The organism is Halobacillus sp. Nhm2S1 (genome assembly GCF_019599545.1).
Taxonomy (GTDB): Bacteria; Bacillota; Bacilli; order Bacillales; family Halobacillaceae; genus Halobacillus.
Window position 1 is genome coordinate 100,929 of the sequence record NZ_JAIEZV010000005.1, and the last position, 22,566, is coordinate 123,494.

A 22,566-nucleotide genomic window follows, 5' to 3' on the forward strand; every position below is an offset into this window, starting at 1 on the left:
CATGTGCTTTTTCATAGGCTGAAGTATCATATGTTAAAGGTGGAACATTCATGTACCCATATAATCCTTACTATTATTACAACAATGGCTGGTACCGTTATCCAACCAGTCTTCCTTACGATCAGATGAATTATCAGCAAATGCCCAATAATCAGGGGAACGTTTGGGGTTATTCCCCGTACAATCAAGCGGTGTATGGTTTTCAGAATCCCTATATGAATAGTTACGACTATACAGGTTATACTGAGACCGGGAATCAGAATTCTTCATTCAATGTCGGGAACATGTCCAAAGGTGTCATGAGTTATTTCCAAAAAGAAGACGGCCAGATCGACTTCGATAAAATGATGTCGACCACGGGTCAAGTCGTAAAGACCGTAAAGGATGTCAGTCCAATTGTTAAAGGGATTGGTACATTCGTTAAAGGAATCAAGTAAACCGCGCGCTATTCATTTAGCGCGCATTTTCTTTAGACTATGATTTCCTATTCCTGAGTGAATGCGTACCAAAGGGGACATGGGAAATACTGTTTTGATTCTTGAACATCTTCTTTTTTTGAGGCGTTCTCTGTATAGGTGTAAAAAGAATACTAGGTCTAGATGATAAATTTTACTGGGATAAAAGTGGAAATTGATTGTGTTATAATGTTTCGCATAACGAAATAAATGATCGGGTGGAGGCGTAGGAACATGAGTATCGGGTGTTTATGTATTCACGGGTACACAGGAAGCCCGGATGAAGTCCAGCCCCTCGTCGACTTTCTGGAAGCACGAACGGATTGGGAAATTGCCAATCCTACGCTTCCTGGACACGGGGAGGCCTTGGATCTTGAAGGGCACTATTATCAAGAATGGATTGCTACAGCAGAGCTCGCTTTGCTGGACCTTATGAAAAGACACGATACCATATACATCATCGGTTTTTCCATGGGGGGGATGATTGCTGCCTACTTGACTGCAAAGTATCATCTAAGTCGTTTGGTCCTTCTATCGGCAGCTGGGAAGTATGTCAGTCTCCCACAGATGTATAAAGATATTCTTGGAATGGTTGCGGATGCATGGAATGGTGTGCTTGCCGATAATGAGCTTTTCCTCAGGTATCAGAAAAAATTGAAGGATACGTATCTTTTTTCTACATTCGAATTTATGAAGTGTGTGCAATTTACAAGGCCTTATTTGCATCAGGTCCGCTGTCCTGTACTGATCATCCAAGGCGAGTTGGATGGCATGGTGCCAAAAAAAGCGGCATTATATTTGGAAGAAGAAATTCCGTCAGAAGAAAAAGAGGTTATTTTCTTGAAAAAGTCGAAGCACTTGATCTGTCATGGGGAGGACAGCGACGAACTGTTTGATAAAGTGATGGATTTTGTGAGTCAACCATAGGGGGAAGAGAAACAATGAATAATAACCGTGGACAACCCATCCGGACACCTTTCTACTATGGATGGGTTGTTGTGATGATTGCCGGTTTGAGCGTGTTCTTTTCAGGGCCTGGTCAAACCTATTCCATATCAATTTTTATTGATTATTACATAGAAGATTTTGAGTATTCACGTTCGTTGGTTTCTGGTATTTATTCAGCGGCTACATTGTTAGCGGGAATTACGTTGTTTATGATGGGACGCCTCATCGATCGTTTCGGACAACGGGCGATGATGGTTGCTATAGGATCATGTTTGGCTTTAGCTTTGTTTTGGAATGCGTTTCTTCTCGGGCCGATTATGATGTTTTTCGGCTTCTTTATGATTCGTTTATTTGGGCAGGGGTCAATGACGTTGATCCCGAACACACTTGTGCCGCAATGGTTCATAAGGAAAAGGGGGCGGGCACTAAGCATTATGGCGATCGGTGGGTTTGCCAGCTCAGCCCTGTTGCCGCCACTGAACACATGGTTGATTGAATCGTTCGGCTGGAGGATGACATGGGGGCTGTGGGGAGCCGCGCTGTTGATTCTTTTTGTTCCATCGGCCTTCTTCTTCGTCCGTAACAAACCTGAGCACATCGGGGAAGCGCCGGACGGGACACCGAAACCGGTCAATGGAGAAGAACTGAAAAATCCGAACGTTGAGGTCAATGAAAAAAGTTGGACATTGAAAGAAGCTATGGCGACGAGAGCTTTTTGGTTTATTTTGTTTTGTGTCATTGTCCCGGCCCTCGTAAATACAGCCATTACCTTCCATATGGTGTCGATTATGGATCTGAGGGGACTTGATACAGGGGTAGCAGCGATGGTACTCACCTTGATGGCCGTCGTCGGGTTTCCGGTTACTTTCGTCAGTGGTTATCTGGTTGACCGTTTCAAGGTGCACTATATTTTAGCTATTACGTTTTTTGGTCACATATTTACCCTTGTCATCCTTTTGTTCACCAATTCATGGTGGATGGCGGTTGCCTTCGGTATATTCTGGGGCTTTGTTAATGGCTTTGAGCGGATCGTTTTGAATATTGTCTGGCCCAATTATTTTGGGCGGGAGCATCTTGGTAGTATCAAAGGTCTCGCGCAAACGGTTATGGTCGTTGGTTCAGCTCTTGGCCCGCTGCCGTTCGGTTTGTTTTTTGACTGGCTGGGGGGGTATCAGGAAGTCATTCTCCTGACGATTCTCTTCCCGGTAACCGCAGGTATTCTTGCATTATTGTCACCCCAACCCAAATATGAGGATTATCACGGATAAGAAAAACGTCAGAGGTGAAAAACCTCTGACGTTTTTTTAGTCTTTAAAGAATGCGATGACGAGTCCGCCTTCTCCTGCATAAGTGGAAATGAGTGGTCCTGTCTCCATAAAGAGAGAGTCTTTAAAGTTATACCGTTCTTTAATTGAATGCAGTACTTTCTTTCCCCGTTCCTCATCGTTGCAGTGAGACATCGCAATGACGCGGTCTTCCAAGTTGGATGCATACTCACCGATCTGCTCAACGAAGCGGCGCAGGGATTTCTTGTTGCCTCGTACTTTTTCTGTTACTTCTACGGAGCCTTCCTCATCGCTCGCTTTCATGAGAAGTTTGATATTCAAGGTCTTGGCGATGGCCCCTTTGACTTTGTCGAGTCGTCCGCCCTTGATGACATTTTCTAACGTTTTCAAAATGAAGAGCGTCGTAGTTTTCTCAATTCGCTCTTCCATATGGGAGACGAGCTGCTCGAAGTTGTACCCTTCTTCCATACGTGCCGTTGCTTCATGCACCAGCAAGGCGATGCCACAGGAAGCTGTTTTTGTATTGAGGACAGCGATTTTACGATTTGGTTCCTCCTCAAGGAGCATGTCCTTGCCCATGACAGCACTCTCGTATGTGCTGCTCAGCCCTTGAGTGAGGGCGAGCACAAGAATTTCGTCGTCTGCGTCGATCTGTTTATATTTTTCATAGAAATCATTCGGGCTTGGAGAAGAAGAACGAGGGAGTTCCTCAGACTGTTTTAATTTTTCATAAAACGTCGGCAAGTCAATTGTTTCACCTGTCTTATAGTGTTCGTCTCCAAAGTGTAAATTTAACGGGACATAGTGGATGCTGTGTTTTTCCATCATTCCAAGAGGCAGATCTCCGCCTCCATCTATGATCAGTTGTATCGTCATTCCTTCACCTGCTCTCTTATATTCATCGTTCTAATGGGGTCTCCCCCTGCTTATTCCGTATTATATCAAACTTAGCGGTCTATCGACGGTTTGTTTCATGAGTGAATTTAGGTTTTACTTTTTTCATCGTACTCAAAATGAACATCATGAGACCGAAAATCACAATGGATCCGCCTAGCCATTGCGTCCAAGTGATTCCTTCATCCAAAATCCAGTAGGCTAAAATAGAAGCCCCGATCGGTTCGACAAGTACAGCCATGGATATGGTCGATGTGCTGAGCCACTTCAATGTCCAGTTGAACAGCGTATGACCGAAGAAGGTCGGGATGATCGCAAGGCCTAGAAATATGAGCCACTGATCACTGTCGTAACCGGTAAAAGGATATCCCAGCGCCAGGTTATAGAGAAGAAGTGTGGCTGCTGCGAATCCATAAGCAATAAATGTATAGGTCAGGATGGACTGACGTTTACGCAAGTTCTGACCAAGCAGAAAATAACCGGTAACGGTCATAGCACCAAGCAGGGCCAGGAGATCCCCAAATAAAGCTGTGCCGCTGATTTGAAAATCCCCCCACCCGATGATTACGCTTCCTGTCAATGTAATGACAAGGCTTAGAATGGCTCCGATGGTGAATCGCTCTTTGAAGAAGAGGTAGGTCCCTATAAAAGCGAAAACCGGTTGGAGGGCAACAAGGACGACAGAACTTGCGACAGTCGTATAACCCAATGACTCAAACCACAAAATAAAATGTAAGGCAAGGAAGACACCCGATAAAATCGCAAGCACCCAATCTTTCTTATTTGTTTGTTTTATTTCATCGAAATGTTTCCATAATACATAAGGAGCCATAATTCCAACTGCAATAGCCAGGCGGTAAAACGCAATCATCGCAGCTGGCATATCTCCTGCGAGCTTGACGAAAATCGCGGAAGTGGAAATGGAAAGGACGCCAATGAACAAAATTATATATGGTTGAACTGGAGGCTTTTCCAAGCGAGCCCTCCTCTGGTATACGTCAGTTTTTCCTCATTTTATCATTATTACGTTTGAAAAGCATAGCCGAAATGTGTAGAATAAACTATGTTATATGTGTTATGATGAATGAATCTATCAGGCAGATACCAGAGAAGCCTCTCCCGTTTCCTGTGGCAGAAGGCTTTTTTTACATGTATATAGGTAGAAGATTTAAACAATAAAGGAGTATGAAATTACTGTGACAACATTTCAATCACTAGGATTATCAAAACCTATCCTAAAATCATTAGACGTTATGGGTTTTGAAGAAACAACACCAATACAAGAACAAACGATCCCTCTAGGACTAGAAGGGAAAGATGTCATTGGTCAAGCTCAGACAGGTACGGGAAAAACGGCTGCATTCGGTATTCCGATGCTCGAAAAAATCAACAAGCAAGTGAAAGCCGTTCAAGGACTTGTCATCGCCCCGACAAGGGAATTGGCTATTCAAGTAGCAGAGGAGCTGAACCGTCTAGGTAAAGGAAAAGGCATTCGTGTCCTGCCAATTTACGGTGGATCAAACATGGAGCGCCAAATCCGTGCCCTGAAAAACAACCACATCGTCGTAGCAACACCAGGACGTCTTCTTGACCACATCCGTCGTAAAACGATCAAGTTGGAAGAAGTTCACACAGCAGTCCTTGATGAAGCGGATGAAATGCTGAACATGGGCTTCATCGATGATATCCGTGATATCTTGAAAGCATTGCCGGAAGAGCGCCAAACGTTGCTTTTCTCTGCAACAATGCCGAAAGAAATCCGCGACATTGCAACGACATTGATGAACAACCCGGAAGAAGTAAAAGTAAAGGCGAAAGAAATGACGGTGGAAAACATCGAACAGTTCTTCGTTGAAATTCCTGAGAAGCACAAATTCGATACACTGACACGTCTTCTTGATATCCACGACCCTGCCCTAGCGATCGTTTTCGGTCGTACGAAGCGTCGTGTTGATGAAGTAGCTGACGGGCTTCAAGCACGCGGTTTCAGTGCAGAAGGAATTCACGGTGACTTGACACAAGGAAAGCGTATGTCCACGTTGAACAAATTCAAGCGCGGCCGTATTGAAATTCTAGTTGCAACAGACGTTGCGGCACGTGGATTGGATATCTCTGATGTTTCTCACGTGTACAACTTTGATATTCCTCAGGATCCGGAGAGCTACGTACACCGAATCGGTCGTACAGGACGTGCCGGCCGTAAAGGGAAGTCCATTTCCTTCGTGACTCCACGTGAAAAAGATCAGCTTCATTTGATCGAGAAAATCACGAAGAAGAAAGTAGAACGCTTGAAAGTTCCTTCTTCTGAAGAGGCAGCACGTGGTCAGCAAAAAGTAGCAGTTGAGAAGCTTGCTGAAACACTCACGAACAATGACCTTAAGAACTACAAGCAGGCAGCAAATGAACTGCTTGAACAGTATGAGTCTACAGATCTTGTTGCGGCAGCACTGAAAATGATGACAAAAGAGCGCAGTGAAGTGCCTGTCCGTTTGTCTCATGTTCAGCCAATCAGCGTGAAAAATGCTCAGCGTGACAAGAATAATAAAAAAGGTGGCTACCGCAAAGGTGGAGGCGGTAAGCGCAACTTTAATAACAAGAATAAATCCCGCAACCGCAACTTTAGCGGAAAAGGCGGCAGCAAGCGCGGCAATTACCAAAGCAAAGGTCGCAGCTAATAAAAGATTATTGAAAAAGATCAGTCCTCGTATGAGGGCTGATCTTTTTTTGATCATGTGGATGGTCAGAGACGTGTACGGCGGCTCGGTCATTTATCAGAGGGTTTTACGCTTTTATCGATGGGCATTAAGTATTTATCAGTGACTTTCAAACTTTTATCAGTGGGTTTAGCGAATTTATCGGTGAGTGTGGTGTTTTTACTAGCAGAAAAAAGACTCCACCCCTGAGGGTGAAGTCGTTACATGCGGTTTACGAGGGCGAACAAAGCTAGGAAAATGATGATTCCCCAGAGAATGTACTTCCCTGTGTTCTTTCTTCCATATTTTCTTTTCTGCCATCGATTCGGGTCGAAAGAAATGTCATCACTGTCGGAACGAGAATGACGCGTGCGGACTTGCCATAAAGAAAAGCGGCGGGCATTTTTCAGGATGACGGGTGCGATGGCGAACCCCCCGATCAGTCCGAATAAATGACCGAATATATTGATGTTCGGCCGTGCGAACGTCATAAATAAGCCGATCGCGAAAATCGCAAGGATGATTTGTGAGTTGGCTGTATCGATTAAATGCTTCCGGTTCATGACCATAAATAGATAGACACCAAAAATACCGAAGATGGCTCCCGAGGCCCCAAGGTGCCAATAATAGGCATCCGGATTAACAATAAACGTGCCGAGGTTTCCGGCAATTCCGGCAAATAAATACATGACAACAAACTTTCCTTTACCTAACATCTGCTCAAGGGCCGGTCCGAAGAGCACGAGGGAAAATGAGTTGAACAGGGCGTGAGTGAAATCTCCGTGTAAGAAAATCGGAGTGACAAGGCGCCAATATTCGCCGTTCAAAATCAGAGCATTCATCCCAATGCCCCATTCCTTTAAGTCAACGGCAAAACCCAGCTGAAGAAAATCCATCAATAGCCATAAGGCGAAATGAAGACCGACGAGAAATGAAACAATCGGATAAAACCGTATAAATTCTTTGAAACTCTCCGTTCGTACAAACATGACTAATCTCCTTTTTTACGTGCAAGATTAAGGTGGATGTGAGTCGCTCCCTGAACTCCATTCATCTCTACTACATACTCTCATGTGCTCTTCTGGTTAAGGGAACGTACATATGGTTCATGGAACTCCTATTCTAATGTAATCCGTGACGATCCCTCGTATTCTTTTTTACCTCGAAAAGAATCGGGTATACTGATCATAGATTGTTGATGAAAAGGAAGATGAATGGTGATTAAAGGCATCGGTGTGGATATTATTGAATTGGATCGTATTAAACAAAGTATAAAGCGAAGAGAACGCTTTGTTCAACGAATACTGACTGAAGGAGAACATCTCCGTTACGAAACATTAAATGAAAAAAGAAAAGTAGAATACCTGGCGGGCAGATTTGCAGCCAAAGAAGCTTTTGCTAAAGCAACGGGGACGGGAATCGGCAAGCTGGGTTTCCATGACGTGGAGATTTTATCAAATGAAACGACAGGGGCTCCTGTGATGAAAGCGAAAGGTTATGAACGCTATCACGTGTGGGTGTCCATCAGTCATAGTTCAGAGCATGCGATTGCCCAGGTGGTTTTGGAAGAGTGCTAGGGAGGAATAGGAGAGCAGACATAATTACATAGGTTGTCTCATAACATTGTAATGCGGGTAGGAGGGAACGAATTGGATATTGTTACCGCACAAGAAATGTACGAACGGGATCGAGTGGCCATGGAAGCTGCTGGACTAGATGGGATGTTGCTCATGGAGAATGCTGGAAGATCAGTTACGTATGACTTGCTCCGCCACATTCAAAAAGAGCATGCGATTGTCGTCCTCATAGGTTCCGGAAATAATGGCGGCGATGGGTTCGTCATTGCCAGAACGTTGTTGAACCTTGGGTACGATGTGGAGGCTTGGCAAGTCGTTCCGGACACAAAGATCACTGGAGATGCAGAAGCACACAAGAGGATATTCCAAGCTTCTGGTCACCCGTACAGACTATTGAAGAGTTCGGAAGACTTGAATACTTCTCTAGGTTGTGCAGATGTATGCATCGATGCGATGCTAGGGATCGGAGTGAAAGGGCGGCTGAAAGAGCCCTACGCAGAGATTGTCCGTCTCTGTAACGAGAAATCATTCTTAAGGCTTTCGGTTGATTTGCCTTCGGGTGTTCCGGCAGATGAGGGAGAACAAGATTTTGAGGCATTTCAAGCGCATTACACATCAATCATCGATGCTCCGAAGCAGAGTGTCTTTTTGCAAAGCACTCAGCCATACTATGGCGAATGGTCGGTCGTGGAAATCGGACTTCCACCCCAGCAACTTTCGGATCACCGAAGGCGGCTTTGGGGTGAAGCAGATGTCAAAAGGACCTTGCCTGAACGAGATGCACATTCCCATAAGGGGTCGCACGGAAAAGGATTAATCATCGGAGGTTCCCGCTTAATGCCCGGTTCAGTCGCTATGACAGCGAGAGCCGCTTTGCGGAGCGGTGCGGGGTTGATTGCGGTATCCACGGATCCTGAAGCTATTCCGGCGATTTCTCCCTATGTGCAGGAGGCGACTTTTGTAGAAGGGGAAGATGGAGGACAAGTCCCGGTTCTGGAGGGGTACGATGGGATTGCTGTTGGTATGGGGTTAGGCCGCACTTCTGTGATGGAAACGGTGTTGGAGCAATTGGTCCATGAAAAAGAAACCCCATTACTGGTGGATGCCGACGGGTTGTACCTTATAAAAGGTCTCCTTCAAGAGTTGGAAAAGAGGGAAGCTCCGACCGTTTTAACGCCTCATCCAGGTGAATTCGCCCACTTGTCGGGCCTTTCCATTAAAGAGATTTTGAATTCTCCTTTTTCCCATTCCAAAGAGTTTGCTGAAAAGCACGGGGTGTACCTCGTTCTGAAAGGACCTTCTACGATTATCACAGGTCCTGATGGGGAACAGCGGGTGGACATCTCAGGCAATGCAGGCCTCGCTAAAGGTGGAAGTGGTGATGTTCTTTCTGGTATTCTGCTCAGCATGATGATGCAGGGAAAAGATGTAATGAATGCCTTAAGTAATGGTTGTTTCCTTCATGGATCGACAGCTGATTTACTTGTGCAGGATGGACATGCGAAGGTTGACCTACTCGCCTCTGACGTCATTGAAGGTTTATCCCGGACGTTCCGTACATTTTCTTCTTGATCCATATCATACGTTCCCTTTGTCCTTAAGTAGAGACAAAGGAGTTGAGTCTTATGCAAAGACGTTTTCTGATCCTGTTGTTCAGCCTGTTCGTCTTAGGTGCTTTGACAGCTTGTGGCTCACAGTCGAAAGAAGATGTCGTCAAAAAGCTCGAAAAACAGTCGGAAGAAATGGCTGGATATAAGACCGAAGCGAATATGAAGATGCGTACAGGGAAAGAAGAACAGAAATACAACATTCAAGTATGGCATAAAAAGGATGATTTTTACCGCGTGAAGCTTCAAAATGATCAAGATGAAAAAGGGAGCCAGATCATTTTGAAAAATGACAGTGGCGTGTATGTCTTGACGCCTGCTTTGAATAAGAGCTTCAAATTCCAGAGCGAGTGGCCTCAAAATACAAGCCAGCCTTATCTTTATGCTTCACTTCTGAATGATATCAAAGCGGATCCGGATGCAGAGTTCAATGCTTCCGAAAACTACTTTGTGTTCAAGACGAAGACAAACTATCAGAATAACAAGACCCTGCCGTTCCAAGAAATTTATTTTGATAAGAAGACGTACCACCCTGTAATGGTGAAGGTGTTTGATCAGGACATGAATTCTCTCGTAGAAGTTCAATTCGCGAACTTCTCGAAAGACGATTCGATGAAGAAGGAAGATTTTGATGTCGATAAGAACATGGCTATGGCGCCTACAGAAGCCCCTGTTGCAAACATGGAAGGGGAAGAGCTTGAAGAAGTGCTGTATCCACAAGAGACGTTCGGTGCTGAACTTGCAGACGAGCGTGAAGTGAAGACAGAAGATGGTAAACGATTCATTATGACCTATGCAGGGGACAAAGATTTCACATTGGTCCAGGAAAAAGCAGAAGTTCAAGCGGCAAGCGCTCAATACTCTGTTCAGGTGAATGGTGAGCCTGTCCAGCTTTGGGATGGAGTTTTTGCAGCCTTTGAACACAACCGTCTGGAATGGAACCATAACGGCACGACATACCAGCTGGCGAGCAATGAATTGACGCAAGATGAAATGGTCGCTGTCGCAAGCTCCATCAACACGGCTGCGATGGTGAAATAAAATTGGAAGGAGCAGGCTTAACGGTCTGCTTTATTTTTGTCTTTGGACTACCCTTAAGAAGATGCCCTCATGCTTCACCCTCCAGGATCCTGAAAGTCTTTGCTTTCTTAAAAAGTCAGTCACCGACGCTATCCAATATTCCTGCTTTTTCTATGAAATTTGACACCGGCTTCTTCTCATTCAATAATAAAAAGATATAGAGAGAGGAGCGGTCATTGTGGCATGGGATACGTATTATAGAGACTCAATTGCAGAGGTTGAACTGACAGCGATTGAGTATAATATACAGCAATTGAAACAACGTTTGGAGAAAGAGACAGAGATTTGCGCGGTAGTCAAAGCGGATGCCTATGGACATGGGGATGTGCAAGTAGCGAGGGCTGCCTTAAAAGCTGGAGCGAAGAGCCTTGCCGTAGCCATCCTGGATGAGGCATTGAAACTGAGAAGGGCAGGGATAGAGGCCCCGATTCTCGTCATGGGATGGACACGCCCTCAGGATGCTGCAGTCGCTGCTGAGAACGATATCGCTTTAACGGTGTTTCAAAAAGAGTGGCTTAAGGATGCAGGGGGTCTCTTGAGTTCTAATCCTCTGAAACTTCATTTGAAAATAGATACAGGAATGGGGCGGATTGGGGTGCGGACGGTCTCAGAGTTAGAGGAGGTCCTTGCAGTTCTTGCTGAAACCCCGAAGTTTCATTTGAAAGCTTTGTTCACGCATTTTGCTACAGCCGATGAAGAAGATTCACAATATTTCAATGAACAACAAGAGCGCTTTGACGAAATGTTTTCTTATTTTAAGAGGATTTGGGCAGAAGATGTCGAAATTCATACAAGCAACAGTGCGACAAGTATGAGGGTTCCTGAGCGGATGGATCATTTTGTCCGATTTGGGATCAGCATGTATGGCCTTTATCCTTCTCCTTATGTCAAAAAGGAACCACCAATCGATTTGAAGCCTGCTTTTTCCTTGTCGAGCCGTCTGGTCCATGTCAAAAAAGTAAAGGCCGGAGAATCGATCAGTTACGGGGCTACCTACACCACAGAAAAAGAAGAGTGGATCGGCACCATTCCGCTTGGTTACGCGGATGGTTGGATTCGTAAACTTCAGGGTGCAGAGGTCCTCGTCGACGGGAAACGTCAGCCGATTGTCGGAAGAATTTGCATGGATCAATTCATGATTAGGCTGGATCAGGAATATCCTATAGGGACAAAGGTTACCTTAATTGGTAAACAAGGGGATCAAGAAATTTCAGCCGATGAAATAGCAGAGCATCTCGAAACAATTAATTATGAGATACCCTGCATGATCAGCCAAAGGGTGCCGAGAGTTTTTCAAGAAGATGGGAGAACGGTAGAAGTGAGAAACTCCTTGTTGTGAGTAAGCTTCCCGTTTTCGGACAATTCTCCCGATGTTAGGATAAAAGCTTTCATAATTCACGAAAAAATTCCAACACTCCTTTGCAATGGACACTCCCGTTTGATAAGATTAGAGTGGACTAATTGACTGGTTTCTTTTGAGAGAAGATGGTGGAGGTGTATGGTTTTGTCCGATAGCATGCAGGAGATTGTCATCCGGATTCCGGATAACCTACTCAATGAAGTGGATGGCTTCATTCAACTCGATAACAGTGATCGGAGCGATTTCATGTGTCAAGCAACGAAAATGTATTTGCGTGAGAAGAAACAGCGACATATTAGAGAATCCATGCGTAGAGGCTACATGGAAATGGCGAAAATCAATTTAAATATCGCTTCAGAAGCGTTTCAAGCTGAAGAGGAGGCCGAACACACCCTGGAGCAACTAGTGAGCGGGGTGTGAAGCCAGTGATAGTCAAACGAGGTGACGTTTATTTCGCTGATTTGTCCCCGGTTGTGGGATCTGAACAAGGCGGGGTCCGTCCTGTACTCGTCCTTCAAAATGATATTGGTAATCGTTTTAGCCCTACCGTGATCGTAGCCGCGATTACAGCGCAAATACAAAAAGCCAAACTTCCAACACATGTCGAAATTAATGCAGAAAAATACGGGTTCGAGCGAAACTCTGTGATCCTACTGGAACAAATCAGAACGATTGACAAACAGCGTTTGACCGATAAGATTACTCAACTCGACGAACCGATGATGCAGCAGGTCAACAAAGCCTTGCAGATCAGCCTCGGTTTGATCGACTTTTAATCGGAATGTACGTCGTGTATGAAAAATAAAGTTACCTTTTCAAGGTAACTTTATTTTTTTTTGCTTTTGTAGTTTATAATGAGCTTAGAGAGGGTATTGATGATGGCGTGTTTTTTATTCAGCGATTTTTTTGCAAGGTAGAATTGTAATATTACAAAGGGTATGGGAAAGATACTCATGTGTAAGTGAGACGGAGCAGGCTCCATTAATGAGGGCAAGGGCAAATGGTGTAAAAGAATTTCTTTTTCTGATAAAATTATATTCAAATAGTATAAGGACGAACCATAGAGGGTTATGAGGCGGAGGTTTAGATAATGGACGAAAGACTGAAAAATGTAGTGGTAGAGCATAGTGATGACATTGTCAAAATGTGGTTGGAGGAAGTTAACACCCATAAGAAGAATGAGTATACATCGACGATTTCTGATGAAATGTTCGAAAGCACGAACCGTGAATTTGTCAACGTGATTTTCTCAAGCATTGAGAAGCAGGGATTATCTTCGGACTTGGATGATTTCTCTGAACGCCTGATCAATCTTGGCTGGCCGTTGAGTTATTTAACGGACGGGATGCAAGTGTTCCGGCGTGTAGTAACGGATTTCATTCTCAAACAATCGGATAAAATCGATTCAGATTACTTTTCTGAGGTCCTTCGGAAAGTAGATGGCTGGGTTGACCCGATCATCAACCGTCTCGTCAACGAGTATTCAGGAAGCTGGGAGCACATCGTATCCTTGCAAAGGGTGGCTTTACAAGAGCTTTCCGCACCCTTAATCCCCGTAATGGAAAACATCACGATCATGCCTCTGATCGGAACCATCGACACGGAGCGGGCCAAGTTAATCATGGAGAACCTGTTGGACGGAGTGATCAAGCATAATGCTGAAGTTGTTTTGATCGATATTACAGGTGTTCCGGTTGTGGATACGATGGTTGCTCATCACATCATCCAAGCGGCAGAAGCTGTGCGACTGATCGGATCACGATGCATTTTGGTGGGGATTCGCCCTGAAATTGCCCAGACGATCGTGAACCTTGGAATCGATTTAGGGAAGTTCCCTACGAAGAGTTCATTACGTAAAGGGTTCCAAACAGCATTAGAATTAACCAATCGTCGAATTGAAGAAACCCAGAACAACGATGAAGACATCGAAAAATTAATTGATTCACTAGATAGGGAGTGAAAACATGAGGATACCTATTTTAAAGCTTCATAACTATTTACTCATTTCCATACAAATCGATTTGGATGATCAGACGGCCATCCAGTTCCAGGAAGACCTTTTGAGCAAGATTCATGAAAGTGGAGCGACAGGTGTCGTCATAGATTTAACATCCGTTGATATCATCGATTCTTTCATTGCCAAAGTGTTGGGAGACGTTGTGACGATGTCGGATTTGATGGGGGCCAAAGTTGTTTTGACGGGAATCCAGCCGGCAGTTGCAATGACTCTTATTGACCTAGGTATACACATGCAAGATGTCCCGACCGCGTTAGATCTAGAACAAGGATTGATCAAACTTCGCCAGGAATTGGAGGAGTGAATATGGACTTCCAATCCTGTGTCAATATTAAGAAGGAGTGGGACATCGTCGGAGCCAGGCAACTTGGACGAGATATATCCAGAAAGATCGGCTTCGGGACTGTCGATCAAGCAAGGATTGCCACGGCCATTTCTGAACTGGCACGGAACATTTATTTATACGCAGGAACAGGCAAAGTCTGTTTCGAAGCACTCGAAGACATGAATAAAAAGGGCATTCGGATCGTAGCTACAGATGAAGGGCCTGGGATTAAAGATATCAGCCAAGTTATGGAAGACGGTTTCACTACATCAGGAGGGCTCGGAGCAGGACTGCCAGGGGTGAAACGGTTGATGGATGATTTTGATATCGTATCTAGCGAAGGAGAAGGTACGGAAATCACTGTCGTCAAATGGCTCCGTTAAAGGAGGTAATAAGCGATGAACACATTGAAGCTCGATTTAGAAAATTATAAAGAACTATTACAAGAGTATATTAAGACCGAGGATGAGCAAGCTCTATATCAAGCGGAACAGTTCAGTAAGCATTCCATGCAGCAGAACATCTCACCGGAAGAAATTATTAATGTTCATATTCAATCACTACAAGAAATATACCCGGATATGCCTAGGTATATTCAGTCGTCTATGAACTTTCTTCTGGAAACCATGATCTCTTACGGATTGGCTTACCAGGAATATCAAACGCTTCGGGAAAAGCAGCTTGAGTTGAAATCGGAAATTTCCGTCGCTGCCAATATGCAAAAAACATTATTGTCGACCGTGAAACCTGATTTATCTGAAATTGATGTAGGGGCTTTGAGTGTTCCTGCCAAGCAGATGAACGGGGATTATCACCACTTTGTCCACGATGGAAAAGGGAGCCTTGGGATCGCTGTCGCTGATGTCATAGGTAAAGGTGTACCTGCTGCACTATGTATGTCCATGATCAAATATTCAATGGATAGTTTTTCAGGGATGCGCACAGACCCTAGTGTCATTCTCGGCAGTTTGAACCGTGTGGTGGAACGGAACGTGGATGCAAGTATGTTCATTACGATGTTCTATGGTTTGTATAATTCAAACGAGCATACATTTACTTTTTCATCAGCCGGGCATGAACCAGGCTATTATTATCATAAAGATCGGGATGAATTTGAAGAAATTGATGTACCGGGACTTGTGCTCGGTGTATCTCCTGAGGTCACTTATAAGCAGTATGAAAAGAGAGTAGAAAAAGGAGATATGATTATCCTTCTGACCGATGGTGTAACCGAATGTCGACAAGGGGATCGGTTTATCGATCAGGAAGAGATATTACATGTCATCAAACAATATTCCCACCTTCCAGCGCAGGGAATTGTGGATCAAGTCTATAAACATTTTGAGCGTCTGCAGGACTTCCAGTTGAGAGATGACTTTACTTTGATTATTTTACGAAGAAACGTTTAACAAATATTCATACAGGGTATCAAATTATGTAGTACGTTTTTCAGGAAACATTGGGAGGGATTATGATGAATTTATCTATAGATGTTACGAACAATGATGGTGTTTCAAATGTCGTCCTAACCGGAGAGGTGGATGCATTCACAGCACCCAAATTAAAAGATACATTGCTGCCGCTGACGAAGGAAAAAGGCCAAGTCGTAGAAGTGGATTTTCAGGATGTGAACTACATGGATTCCACTGGTCTTGGTGTATTCATCAGCGCATTGAAATCGACGAAGGAGCATGAATCGGAGATGCGCCTTGTTCATATGCAGGACCGTGTTTATCGTCTCTTCAAAATCACGGGGTTAACAGAAATTATAAACATCGAGTCTACAGTACAAGGTGGAATGTAAACATGGAACCATTTGATTTTGTTGAAGTGAAGGTACCTGCCAAAGCGGAATACATCGGTGTCGTGCGTTTGAGCATCTCAGGAATTGCCAACCGTATGGGATTCACTTACGAAGATATCGAAGATTTAAAAGTAGCGATTTCCGAGGCGATTACCAATGCTGTGAAACATGCATATAAAGAAACGGGTGAAGGTGAAATCACCATTGGTTTCGGTGTTTATCAGGACAGGCTTGAAGTTATGGTCGCTGATCATGGAGGAAGCTTTAATCTTGGTGAAGTCAAAGAAGATATCGGCCCTTATAAACAAGATGATGATATTGAAGAACTGCGTGAAGGAGGCTTTGGCCTGTTTCTCATTGACGCTTTGATGGACAAAGTTGAAATTAATAGCAAATATGGAGTCATTGTCCTTATGACAAAATATCTCCATGAAACCGGGGTGGGTCAAGATGGCGACCAAATCACAACACCACAATGAAGAAGTTTACGAATGGATCGCCTATCTACAAGAAAACCCGAGAGATGAAGAAGTCCAGGAAAAGGTTGTCCTCGTTTATAAGGACCTTGTAGAATCCATTGCTCGTAAATACTCAAAAAACAGTACGATTCATGAAGACTTGGTTCAAGTCGGCATGTTGGGGCTGTTAGCGGCAATCAGAAGATATGATCCTGAATTCGGGAAGTCCTTTGAATCTTTTGCCATACCGACGATCATTGGGGAAATCAAACGCTTCATTCGTGACAAAACATGGAGCGTCCACGTCCCTCGTAGAATCAAGGAACTTGGACCGAAAATCAAAAAGGTATCAGAAGAGCTTACGAACACCTTGCAGCGCTCTCCATCCGTCAAAGAAATTGCAGATGAATTAGAAGTATCTGAAGAAGATATCCTTGAGACGATGGAAATGGGTAAAAGCTATAAGGCCTTGTCCGTTGACCGCAAGATCGAAGCGGACTCTGACGGAAGTACGGTCACTATTCTCGATTTAATTGGTAACCAGGAAGATGGTTATTCCAACATTGATCAGAGGATGCTCTTAGAAAAGATTCTGCCGATTCTCAGTGAAAGAGAGCAGGAAATTTTACAATGCACGTATTTTGAAAACATGAGCCAAAAAGATACAGGTGAACGGCTGGGAATCTCCCAGATGCATGTATCCCGTTTGCAAAGGCGGGCCTTGAGAAAACTGAGAGAAGCCTTGCAATCTGAATCTGTCGAGGTATTCTAGTGGAAAAGGAGAATAAGCGGGTGGATTTATCTATTTTCCAGAAAGCCAAAAAAGGAAATTATTATTGCGGGGACAGCTATTTCTACAAGGAAACGGAGGATGCATTCCTTTGTGCCCTTGCGGACGGACTCGGAAGTGGTGAAATGGCCCGCGAATCATCCAAGGCGGTTATGGAAGTGATAGAGGAACATCCAGATTTGAATCTAGAAGCTCTAATTAAAAAATGCAATGAGGTGTTAGTGGGGAAACGAGGAGTCGTCCTGGGTATTTTAAGGATTGACTTTATAGCTCGTACTTACTCTTATTCATCGATTGGAAACATCGGGGTTATTACAGTGGACCCGGACGGGAAGCGTAATCGCAATATTCCCTTGGCAGGTTACCTATCAGGCTATCCGCGCAGACTGAGAATTTCTCACGGAACTGTGCAGAAAGGAATGGTATTCCTTATGTTTTCAGACGGAGTCAACGATCGTCGTCTGTCCTCGAAGTTTACTCATTCCAAAGACGTTGAGCAAATTACTCAACAATACAAAGAATTATACGGTCAATCACGTGATGATGATATCACTCTGATTGCCATGGCTTATAATTAAAACCCTTCATTCGAACCGCAAGGTAGAATGGAGGGTTTTATTGTTTTTGTTTGGATGTTCATCTTATTTTATTCAAGTATATGGCAGGATTGGGGAAGACTTAGTTTCGAGATCCTTTTATGGTCAGGGGCGGGCGGTGAGACCCCGGAAGGCTCACCGCCCGTCCCATGAAAAGCGAACGGTTTCCCGGAGCCCCTAAACTCCCTCAGATATCTCGAAACGGAGTCTTCAAGTATTCTCTTTTATTATTTGATACAATGGATGAGACGTCATTGAAGGAGGTCATTTAGTTGAGTGAAACAAATAAAAACACAGAGCTTATGAAGCTCGTAGCTAAACAGACGAAATTGAAGGAACAGACAATCAAACAAGTCATTGAATTGCTTGAAGAAGGAAATACAGTACCGTTTATCGCCCGTTACCGTAAAGAACTGACAGGCGGATTGGATGAAGTGCAAATCAAGGAAATTGAAGATCAGTGGAACTATGTAACAAACCTTGTTCAGCGTAAGGAAGAAGTCATTCGCCTTATTGATGAACAGGGCAAACTGACCGAAGAATTACGCCAAGAAATTGAATCCGCTGAAAAACTCCAAAAGGTGGAGGACTTATACCGACCTTACAAACAAAAGCGTCGGACAAGAGCGACGGTAGCCAAGGAGAAAGGGCTGGAACCTCTCGCGACACAGGTCTGGGAACAGCAGGACATCAACTTTGAGGAGGAAGCGAAAGGTTTCTTTTCTGATGAGCATGAATTGCATACGGTTGAAGATGCACGTGCTGGAGTGAATGATATCATCGCCGAGTGGATTTCAGATGACCCTACATATCGAGAAAAGATTAGAAAACAGACGCACGAAAAGGGTGTCATCGCTTCATCTGAAAAGAAAGCAGATCAAGATGAAAAAGGCATTTTTGAAATGTATTATGACTACCAAGAACCCGTTCGCTCTATCGTGTCCCACCGTGTTCTTGCTCTTAATCGTGGAGAAAAAGAAGAGGTTATTAAAGTTTCTGTTCAACCTCCTGAAGAGTCTATCGTTCAATATTTGGAAAGAAGTGTTATTAAACGTCACACCGTCGGGAAGCTTCGTTCCATTTTGGAGGAAGCGATCCAGGACAGTTATAAGCGTTTAATTCAGCCGTCTGTAGAGAGGGAAATCCGAGCTGCGTTATCTGAGCAGGCCGAGGAACAGGCAATTGAAGTTTTCTCGAGTAATTTGCGAAACCTCCTGTTGCAGCCCCCGTTGAAAGGGAAGGTGGTTCTAGGAGTAGACCCTGCCTACCGTACCGGTTGTAAGCTTGCTGTTGTAGACGAAACAGGGAAAGTGCTGGATATAGGCGTCATCTACCCAACAGCACCTAAAAATGATACGGCCGGAGCAGACAAAAAGATTCTTGCCTTTATGGATACGTATGATATTGAACTGATGGCCATCGGGAATGGGACAGCTTCCAGGGAAACAGAACAATTCATCGCCGATATGATCCAAAAACATCAGCTGAACGCGTCCTACATGATTGTGAATGAAGCGGGAGCAAGTGTGTATTCAGCTTCAAAGCTTGCGCGTGAAGAATTCCCTGATTTTCAAGTGGAAGAAAGAAGTGCCGTATCTATCGCTCGTCGTGTTCAGGATCCATTAGCAGAACTCGTGAAAATTGATCCTAAATCGATAGGTGTCGGTCAATACCAGCACGATGTTACTCAGAAAAAACTAAATGAATCCTTGACGTTCGTTGTGGAAACGGCCGTAAACCAAGTGGGAGTTAATGTGAACACCGCTTCTTCATCTCTGTTGCAGCACGTATCCGGCTTGAGTAAAACGGTTGCGAACAATGTAGTGAAAAAGCGGGAAGAGTTAGGGAAATTTACGAAGCGCTCCGAACTCAAAGACATTCCGCGCTTAGGTGCAAAAACATTCGAACAAAGTATTGGCTTCTTACGAATACTAGATGGGAAAGAACCTCTTGATCGTACACCGATCCACCCGGAAACTTACAAAGCGACACGGGAACTGCTGAAGAAGTTCGGATTTACCACGGAAGATATCGGAACGAACAAGTTAGCAGAAGAATTGAAAAGCGTGGAACCATCATCTGTAGCGGAGCAATTGGGCATTGGTGAGTTGACGCTGCGGGATATCATGAAATCTCTTGTTCAGCCTGGGCGTGACCCAAGGGACGACTTGCCTAAGCCATTGTTGAAAACGAATGTTCTTTCAATGGAAGATTTGGAACAGGGGATGGAATTAGAAGGAACCGTTAGAAACGTAGTAGACTTTGGGGCTTTCGTGGATATAGGTGTCAAACAAGATGGGCTTGTCCATATCTCGAAGCTCGCAGACAAATTCGTCAAACATCCCATGGACGTAGTGGCGGTAGGGGACGTCGTTACTGTTTGGGTCGATCAAGTGGACGTACAAAAACAGAGAATTGCTTTGACTATGGTCAATCAAGGATAACCCTGGACGAAACTGCCTGGAGAAACTCTTTCCGGGTAGTTTTTATTTGTATAGGTGCTGATAGTAATACCAGCATTGATTGAGCATTTTAATTTGATATTTGTCTTTGTTCAAGAATGCTTTTGTCATTTGGTTCTTCAACCAGGAAGGCATAAGATGTCATCTCCTTCATATTCAACTTTTTTCATTCTTATGATACAGTATGCAAAGGACGAGGGAGGTGTTCCTATGACAGATCAGGAATTGCAGCAATGGACCAATGAATTATCGGAAGAATACTTTGACAAGCCTTTTGCTCATGATGTATACTTCAATTCTCGTCTTCGGACAACAGGAGGCAGATACATTCCTTCTGAAAAAGTGATTGAAATCAATCCGAAATATATAGTAGAATTAAATGGTGTCGAATTAGAAGGCATCATTAAACATGAACTTTGCCATTACCATCTTCATATAAAAGGTAAAGGTTTTGGACATCGTGATCGTGAATTCAAGGAATTATTGAAAAGAACAGGATCTCCGAGACACTGTTCACCATTACCCTCCGAAAAGAGCGGGAACTTCCATCACTATGTTTGTACAAAATGCGGACAAACATACAAACGGAAAAGACGTGTAGATACAAAACGCTTCGGGTGCGGTAAATGTAAAGGGAATATAAAAAAGAAGTAAATTTTCCATTGACGAAAGATCGACCACATGTTAAATTAGTTAAGTCCTAACAAAACAAGCCAAAAACACATGAAAAACGACTTAAATTTTCATAAAAAAAGGTTTGACACTGAGGGCGAAATGTTATAAGATATAAAACGTCGCTGATAAACAGCAACAAACATTGCAAATTATTCCAACGTAGCTCAGTGGTAGAGCAATCGGCTGTTAACCGATCGGTCGTAGGTTCGAATCCTACCGTTGGAGCCATTACGGAGAAGTACTCAAGTGGCTGAAGAGGCGCCCCTGCTAAGGGTGTAGGTCGCGTAAGCGGCGCGAGGGTTCAAATCCCTCCTTCTCCGCCATTTATTTTTGGCCCGTTGGTCAAGTGGTTAAGACACCGCCCTTTCACGGCGGTAACACGGGTTCGAATCCCGTACGGGTCACTTAACCTTAATATGGTCCGGTAGTTCAGTTGGTTAGAATGCCTGCCTGTCACGCAGGAGGTCGCGGGTTCGAGTCCCGTCCGGACCGCCACTCTTTTTTGGGCCATAGCCAAGCGGTAAGGCAACGGTTTTTGGTACCGTCATGCGCTGGTTCGAATCCAGCTGGCCCAGCCATTTTCTTTTCAAAAAAGAGTTGACAAAAAGCTGAATAAGTTATATGATGTTTCTTGTGCTTCAAAAAACAACATCATCATTGAGTGTTACAGATTCCTTTAATAGGAGCCATTAGCTCAGCTGGTAGAGCATCTGACTTTTAATCAGAGGGTCGAAGGTTCGAATCCTTCATGGCTCACCATTTATTATGCGGGTGTGGTGGAATTGGCAGACACGCTAGATTTAGGATCTAGTGCTTCACGGCGTGGGGGTTCAAGTCCCTCCACCCGCATTATCCAATTATCATGATCAGCATCCCATTGTTTCTACAGCAATTTTGCGGTCGTGGCGGAATCGGCAGACGCGCTAGGTTGAGGGCCTAGTGGGAGGTAATCCCGTGGAGGTTCAAGTCCTCTCGGCCGCACCAACTTTTTAAAAAAAGTACTTGCGTCAAAACACAAAAGATGATAAGATATTAAATGTCGCTTTTTTAATGCGCCCGTAGCTCAATTGGATAGAGCGTCTGACTACGGATCAGAAGGTTAGGGGTTCGACTCCTCTCGGGCGCGCCATTAACGGGAAGTAGCTCAGCTTGGTAGAGCACTTGGTTTGGGACCAAGGGGTCGCAGGTTCGAATCCTGTCTTCCCGACCATCGAAATCCTAAATAACAATTTGATACACTTGCGGGTGTAGTTTAGTGGTAAAACCTCAGCCTTCCAAGCTGATGATGAGGGTTCGATTCCCTTCACCCGCTCCATTTTATTGAATGTCATCGGGGCCTGTAGCTCAGTTGGTTAGAGCGCACGCCTGATAAGCGTGAGGTCGGTGGTTCAAGTCCACTCAGGCCCACCATGATTTATTTGATCTTTGAAAACTGAACGAACCAACCAGTACGTCAAAACATTTCTTCTTTATAGAAGAGATTTGAAACAAAGCACATTCGGTGTGCAAATGAGCAAGTCAAACTTAACTTTTATGGAG

At 44.2% G+C, this 22,566-nt stretch carries 24 protein-coding genes and 12 tRNA genes; 32 read left to right on the forward strand and 4 right to left on the reverse strand.

Translation table 11 applies throughout. The features are described from left to right. The first annotated feature begins 50 nt into the window (after positions 1–50). From K2225_RS18490 to K2225_RS18500, 3 genes are all read left to right on the forward strand, one after another. A complete protein-coding gene (locus K2225_RS18490; RefSeq protein ID WP_220586114.1) occupies positions 51–437 on the forward strand; it encodes a YppG family protein in 387 nt (128 codons plus the stop codon). 252 nt (positions 438–689) lie between these two features. After that, complete coding sequence (locus K2225_RS18495; RefSeq protein ID WP_220586115.1) at positions 690–1,382, forward strand: alpha/beta hydrolase; 693 nt, start codon at positions 690–692, stop codon at positions 1,380–1,382. 14 nt (positions 1,383–1,396) lie between these two features. Beyond that, positions 1,397–2,671 (forward strand): MFS transporter, encoded by a 1,275-nt coding sequence (locus K2225_RS18500; RefSeq protein WP_220586116.1) that lies wholly within the window; start codon positions 1,397–1,399, stop codon positions 2,669–2,671. A gap of 36 nt (positions 2,672–2,707) precedes the next feature. On the opposite strand, the gene K2225_RS18505 is transcribed toward K2225_RS18500, so the two are convergent. After that, the gene (locus K2225_RS18505; RefSeq protein WP_220586117.1) at positions 2,708–3,565 is read right to left on the reverse strand and encodes a DegV family protein; all 858 of its coding nucleotides are present in this window, start codon (positions 3,563–3,565) and stop codon (positions 2,708–2,710) included. Between the two features lie 79 nt (positions 3,566–3,644). After that, positions 3,645–4,559 carry a DMT family transporter gene (locus K2225_RS18510; RefSeq protein WP_220586118.1) on the reverse strand — a complete coding sequence of 305 codons (915 nt, stop codon included), beginning with the start codon at positions 4,557–4,559 and terminating at the stop codon, positions 3,645–3,647. Positions 4,560–4,779: 220 nt separating this feature from the next. Here K2225_RS18510 and cshA point away from each other — a divergent pair, with 220 nt between their 5' ends. Continuing rightward, entirely contained in the window at positions 4,780–6,258 is a 1,479-nt protein-coding gene (gene cshA / locus K2225_RS18515) for a degradosome RNA helicase CshA (RefSeq protein ID WP_220586119.1), read from the forward strand. A 239-nt stretch (positions 6,259–6,497) separates the two neighbouring features. Here cshA and K2225_RS18520 read toward each other — a convergent pair whose 3' ends face one another. Further along, positions 6,498–7,265, reverse strand: a complete 768-nt coding sequence (locus K2225_RS18520) for a rhomboid family intramembrane serine protease (RefSeq protein WP_220586120.1) — start codon at positions 7,263–7,265, stop codon at positions 6,498–6,500. 228 nt (positions 7,266–7,493) lie between these two features. Here K2225_RS18520 and acpS point away from each other — a divergent pair, with 228 nt between their 5' ends. From acpS to K2225_RS18595, 15 genes are all read left to right on the forward strand, one after another. Beyond that, positions 7,494–7,853 (forward strand): holo-ACP synthase, encoded by a 360-nt coding sequence (gene acpS / locus K2225_RS18525; RefSeq protein WP_220586121.1) that lies wholly within the window; start codon positions 7,494–7,496, stop codon positions 7,851–7,853. Positions 7,854–7,925: 72 nt separating this feature from the next. Then, positions 7,926–9,425, forward strand: a complete 1,500-nt coding sequence (locus K2225_RS18530; RefSeq protein WP_220586122.1) for an NAD(P)H-hydrate dehydratase — start codon at positions 7,926–7,928, stop codon at positions 9,423–9,425. 53 nt (positions 9,426–9,478) lie between these two features. Beyond that, positions 9,479–10,501 (forward strand): LolA family protein, encoded by a 1,023-nt coding sequence (locus K2225_RS18535; protein ID WP_146818269.1) that lies wholly within the window; start codon positions 9,479–9,481, stop codon positions 10,499–10,501. A 217-nt stretch (positions 10,502–10,718) separates the two neighbouring features. After that, positions 10,719–11,879, forward strand: a complete 1,161-nt coding sequence (gene alr / locus K2225_RS18540) for an alanine racemase (protein ID WP_220586123.1) — start codon at positions 10,719–10,721, stop codon at positions 11,877–11,879. 159 nt (positions 11,880–12,038) lie between these two features. Further along, positions 12,039–12,320 (forward strand): CopG family ribbon-helix-helix protein, encoded by a 282-nt coding sequence (locus K2225_RS18545; protein WP_027956786.1) that lies wholly within the window; start codon positions 12,039–12,041, stop codon positions 12,318–12,320. 5 nt (positions 12,321–12,325) lie between these two features. Beyond that, entirely contained in the window at positions 12,326–12,676 is a 351-nt protein-coding gene (locus tag K2225_RS18550) for a type II toxin-antitoxin system PemK/MazF family toxin (RefSeq protein ID WP_035511328.1), read from the forward strand. Positions 12,677–12,990: 314 nt separating this feature from the next. Continuing rightward, positions 12,991–13,860, forward strand: coding sequence for an RsbT co-antagonist protein RsbRA (locus K2225_RS18555; RefSeq protein ID WP_146818265.1), 870 nt, complete (start codon positions 12,991–12,993; stop codon positions 13,858–13,860). A gap of 4 nt (positions 13,861–13,864) precedes the next feature. Further along, positions 13,865–14,221: an STAS domain-containing protein gene (locus K2225_RS18560; RefSeq protein ID WP_089654561.1), complete on the forward strand. Its 357-nt coding sequence runs from the start codon at positions 13,865–13,867 to the stop codon at positions 14,219–14,221. 2 nt (positions 14,222–14,223) lie between these two features. Next, a complete protein-coding gene (locus K2225_RS18565; protein ID WP_220586124.1) occupies positions 14,224–14,625 on the forward strand; it encodes an anti-sigma regulatory factor in 402 nt (133 codons plus the stop codon). Between the two features lie 15 nt (positions 14,626–14,640). Further along, positions 14,641–15,651 carry a PP2C family protein-serine/threonine phosphatase gene (locus K2225_RS18570; protein WP_089654563.1) on the forward strand — a complete coding sequence of 337 codons (1,011 nt, stop codon included), beginning with the start codon at positions 14,641–14,643 and terminating at the stop codon, positions 15,649–15,651. Positions 15,652–15,716: 65 nt separating this feature from the next. Next, on the forward strand, positions 15,717–16,046 hold the full coding sequence (locus K2225_RS18575) for an STAS domain-containing protein (protein ID WP_146818263.1): 330 nt from the start codon (positions 15,717–15,719) through the stop codon (positions 16,044–16,046). Between the two features lie 2 nt (positions 16,047–16,048). Further along, positions 16,049–16,525: an anti-sigma B factor RsbW gene (gene rsbW / locus K2225_RS18580; RefSeq protein ID WP_220586125.1), complete on the forward strand. Its 477-nt coding sequence runs from the start codon at positions 16,049–16,051 to the stop codon at positions 16,523–16,525. Continuing rightward, entirely contained in the window at positions 16,497–17,276 is a 780-nt protein-coding gene (gene sigB, locus K2225_RS18585; RefSeq protein ID WP_220586126.1) for an RNA polymerase sigma factor SigB, read from the forward strand. The genes rsbW and sigB overlap by 29 nt, the downstream gene beginning before the upstream one ends. A 20-nt stretch (positions 17,277–17,296) precedes the next feature. Next, positions 17,297–17,872 (forward strand): PP2C family serine/threonine-protein phosphatase, encoded by a 576-nt coding sequence (locus K2225_RS18590; protein ID WP_370632784.1) that lies wholly within the window; start codon positions 17,297–17,299, stop codon positions 17,870–17,872. A gap of 320 nt (positions 17,873–18,192) precedes the next feature. After that, the gene (locus K2225_RS18595; RefSeq protein WP_220586131.1) at positions 18,193–20,334 is read left to right on the forward strand and encodes a Tex family protein; all 2,142 of its coding nucleotides are present in this window, start codon (positions 18,193–18,195) and stop codon (positions 20,332–20,334) included. Positions 20,335–20,376: 42 nt separating this feature from the next. Here the strand turns inward: K2225_RS18595 and cmpA are convergent, their stop codons facing one another. Beyond that, positions 20,377–20,487, reverse strand: a complete 111-nt coding sequence (gene cmpA / locus K2225_RS18600; protein ID WP_089654570.1) for a cortex morphogenetic protein CmpA — start codon at positions 20,485–20,487, stop codon at positions 20,377–20,379. 75 nt (positions 20,488–20,562) lie between these two features. On the opposite strand from cmpA, the gene K2225_RS18605 reads away from it, so the two are divergent. The 13 genes from K2225_RS18605 to K2225_RS18665 all read left to right on the forward strand — a co-directional run bounded on the left by K2225_RS18605 (position 20,563) and on the right by K2225_RS18665 (position 22,437). Beyond that, the gene (locus K2225_RS18605) at positions 20,563–21,006 is read left to right on the forward strand and encodes a SprT family protein (protein WP_220586128.1); all 444 of its coding nucleotides are present in this window, start codon (positions 20,563–20,565) and stop codon (positions 21,004–21,006) included. Between the two features lie 174 nt (positions 21,007–21,180). After that, positions 21,181–21,255 (forward strand) — tRNA-Asn (locus K2225_RS18610). Positions 21,256–21,259: 4 nt separating this feature from the next. Then, a tRNA-Ser gene (locus K2225_RS18615) sits at positions 21,260–21,350 on the forward strand. A 9-nt stretch (positions 21,351–21,359) separates the two neighbouring features. Beyond that, a tRNA-Glu gene (locus K2225_RS18620) sits at positions 21,360–21,431 on the forward strand. A 14-nt stretch (positions 21,432–21,445) separates the two neighbouring features. Then, positions 21,446–21,522 (forward strand) — tRNA-Asp (locus tag K2225_RS18625). Positions 21,523–21,530: 8 nt separating this feature from the next. After that, positions 21,531–21,605: transfer RNA gene (locus K2225_RS18630), tRNA-Gln, on the forward strand. A gap of 105 nt (positions 21,606–21,710) precedes the next feature. Then, positions 21,711–21,786, forward strand: a tRNA-Lys gene (locus tag K2225_RS18635). A gap of 8 nt (positions 21,787–21,794) precedes the next feature. Beyond that, a tRNA-Leu gene (locus K2225_RS18640) sits at positions 21,795–21,876 on the forward strand. 47 nt (positions 21,877–21,923) lie between these two features. After that, positions 21,924–22,011 (forward strand) — tRNA-Leu (locus K2225_RS18645). A gap of 68 nt (positions 22,012–22,079) precedes the next feature. Then, a tRNA-Arg gene (locus tag K2225_RS18650) sits at positions 22,080–22,156 on the forward strand. Between the two features lie 4 nt (positions 22,157–22,160). Further along, positions 22,161–22,237: transfer RNA gene (locus tag K2225_RS18655), tRNA-Pro, on the forward strand. Positions 22,238–22,268: 31 nt separating this feature from the next. Continuing rightward, positions 22,269–22,342, forward strand: a tRNA-Gly gene (locus K2225_RS18660). A gap of 18 nt (positions 22,343–22,360) precedes the next feature. Then, a tRNA-Ile gene (locus tag K2225_RS18665) sits at positions 22,361–22,437 on the forward strand. Positions 22,438–22,566 lie beyond the last annotated feature (129 nt).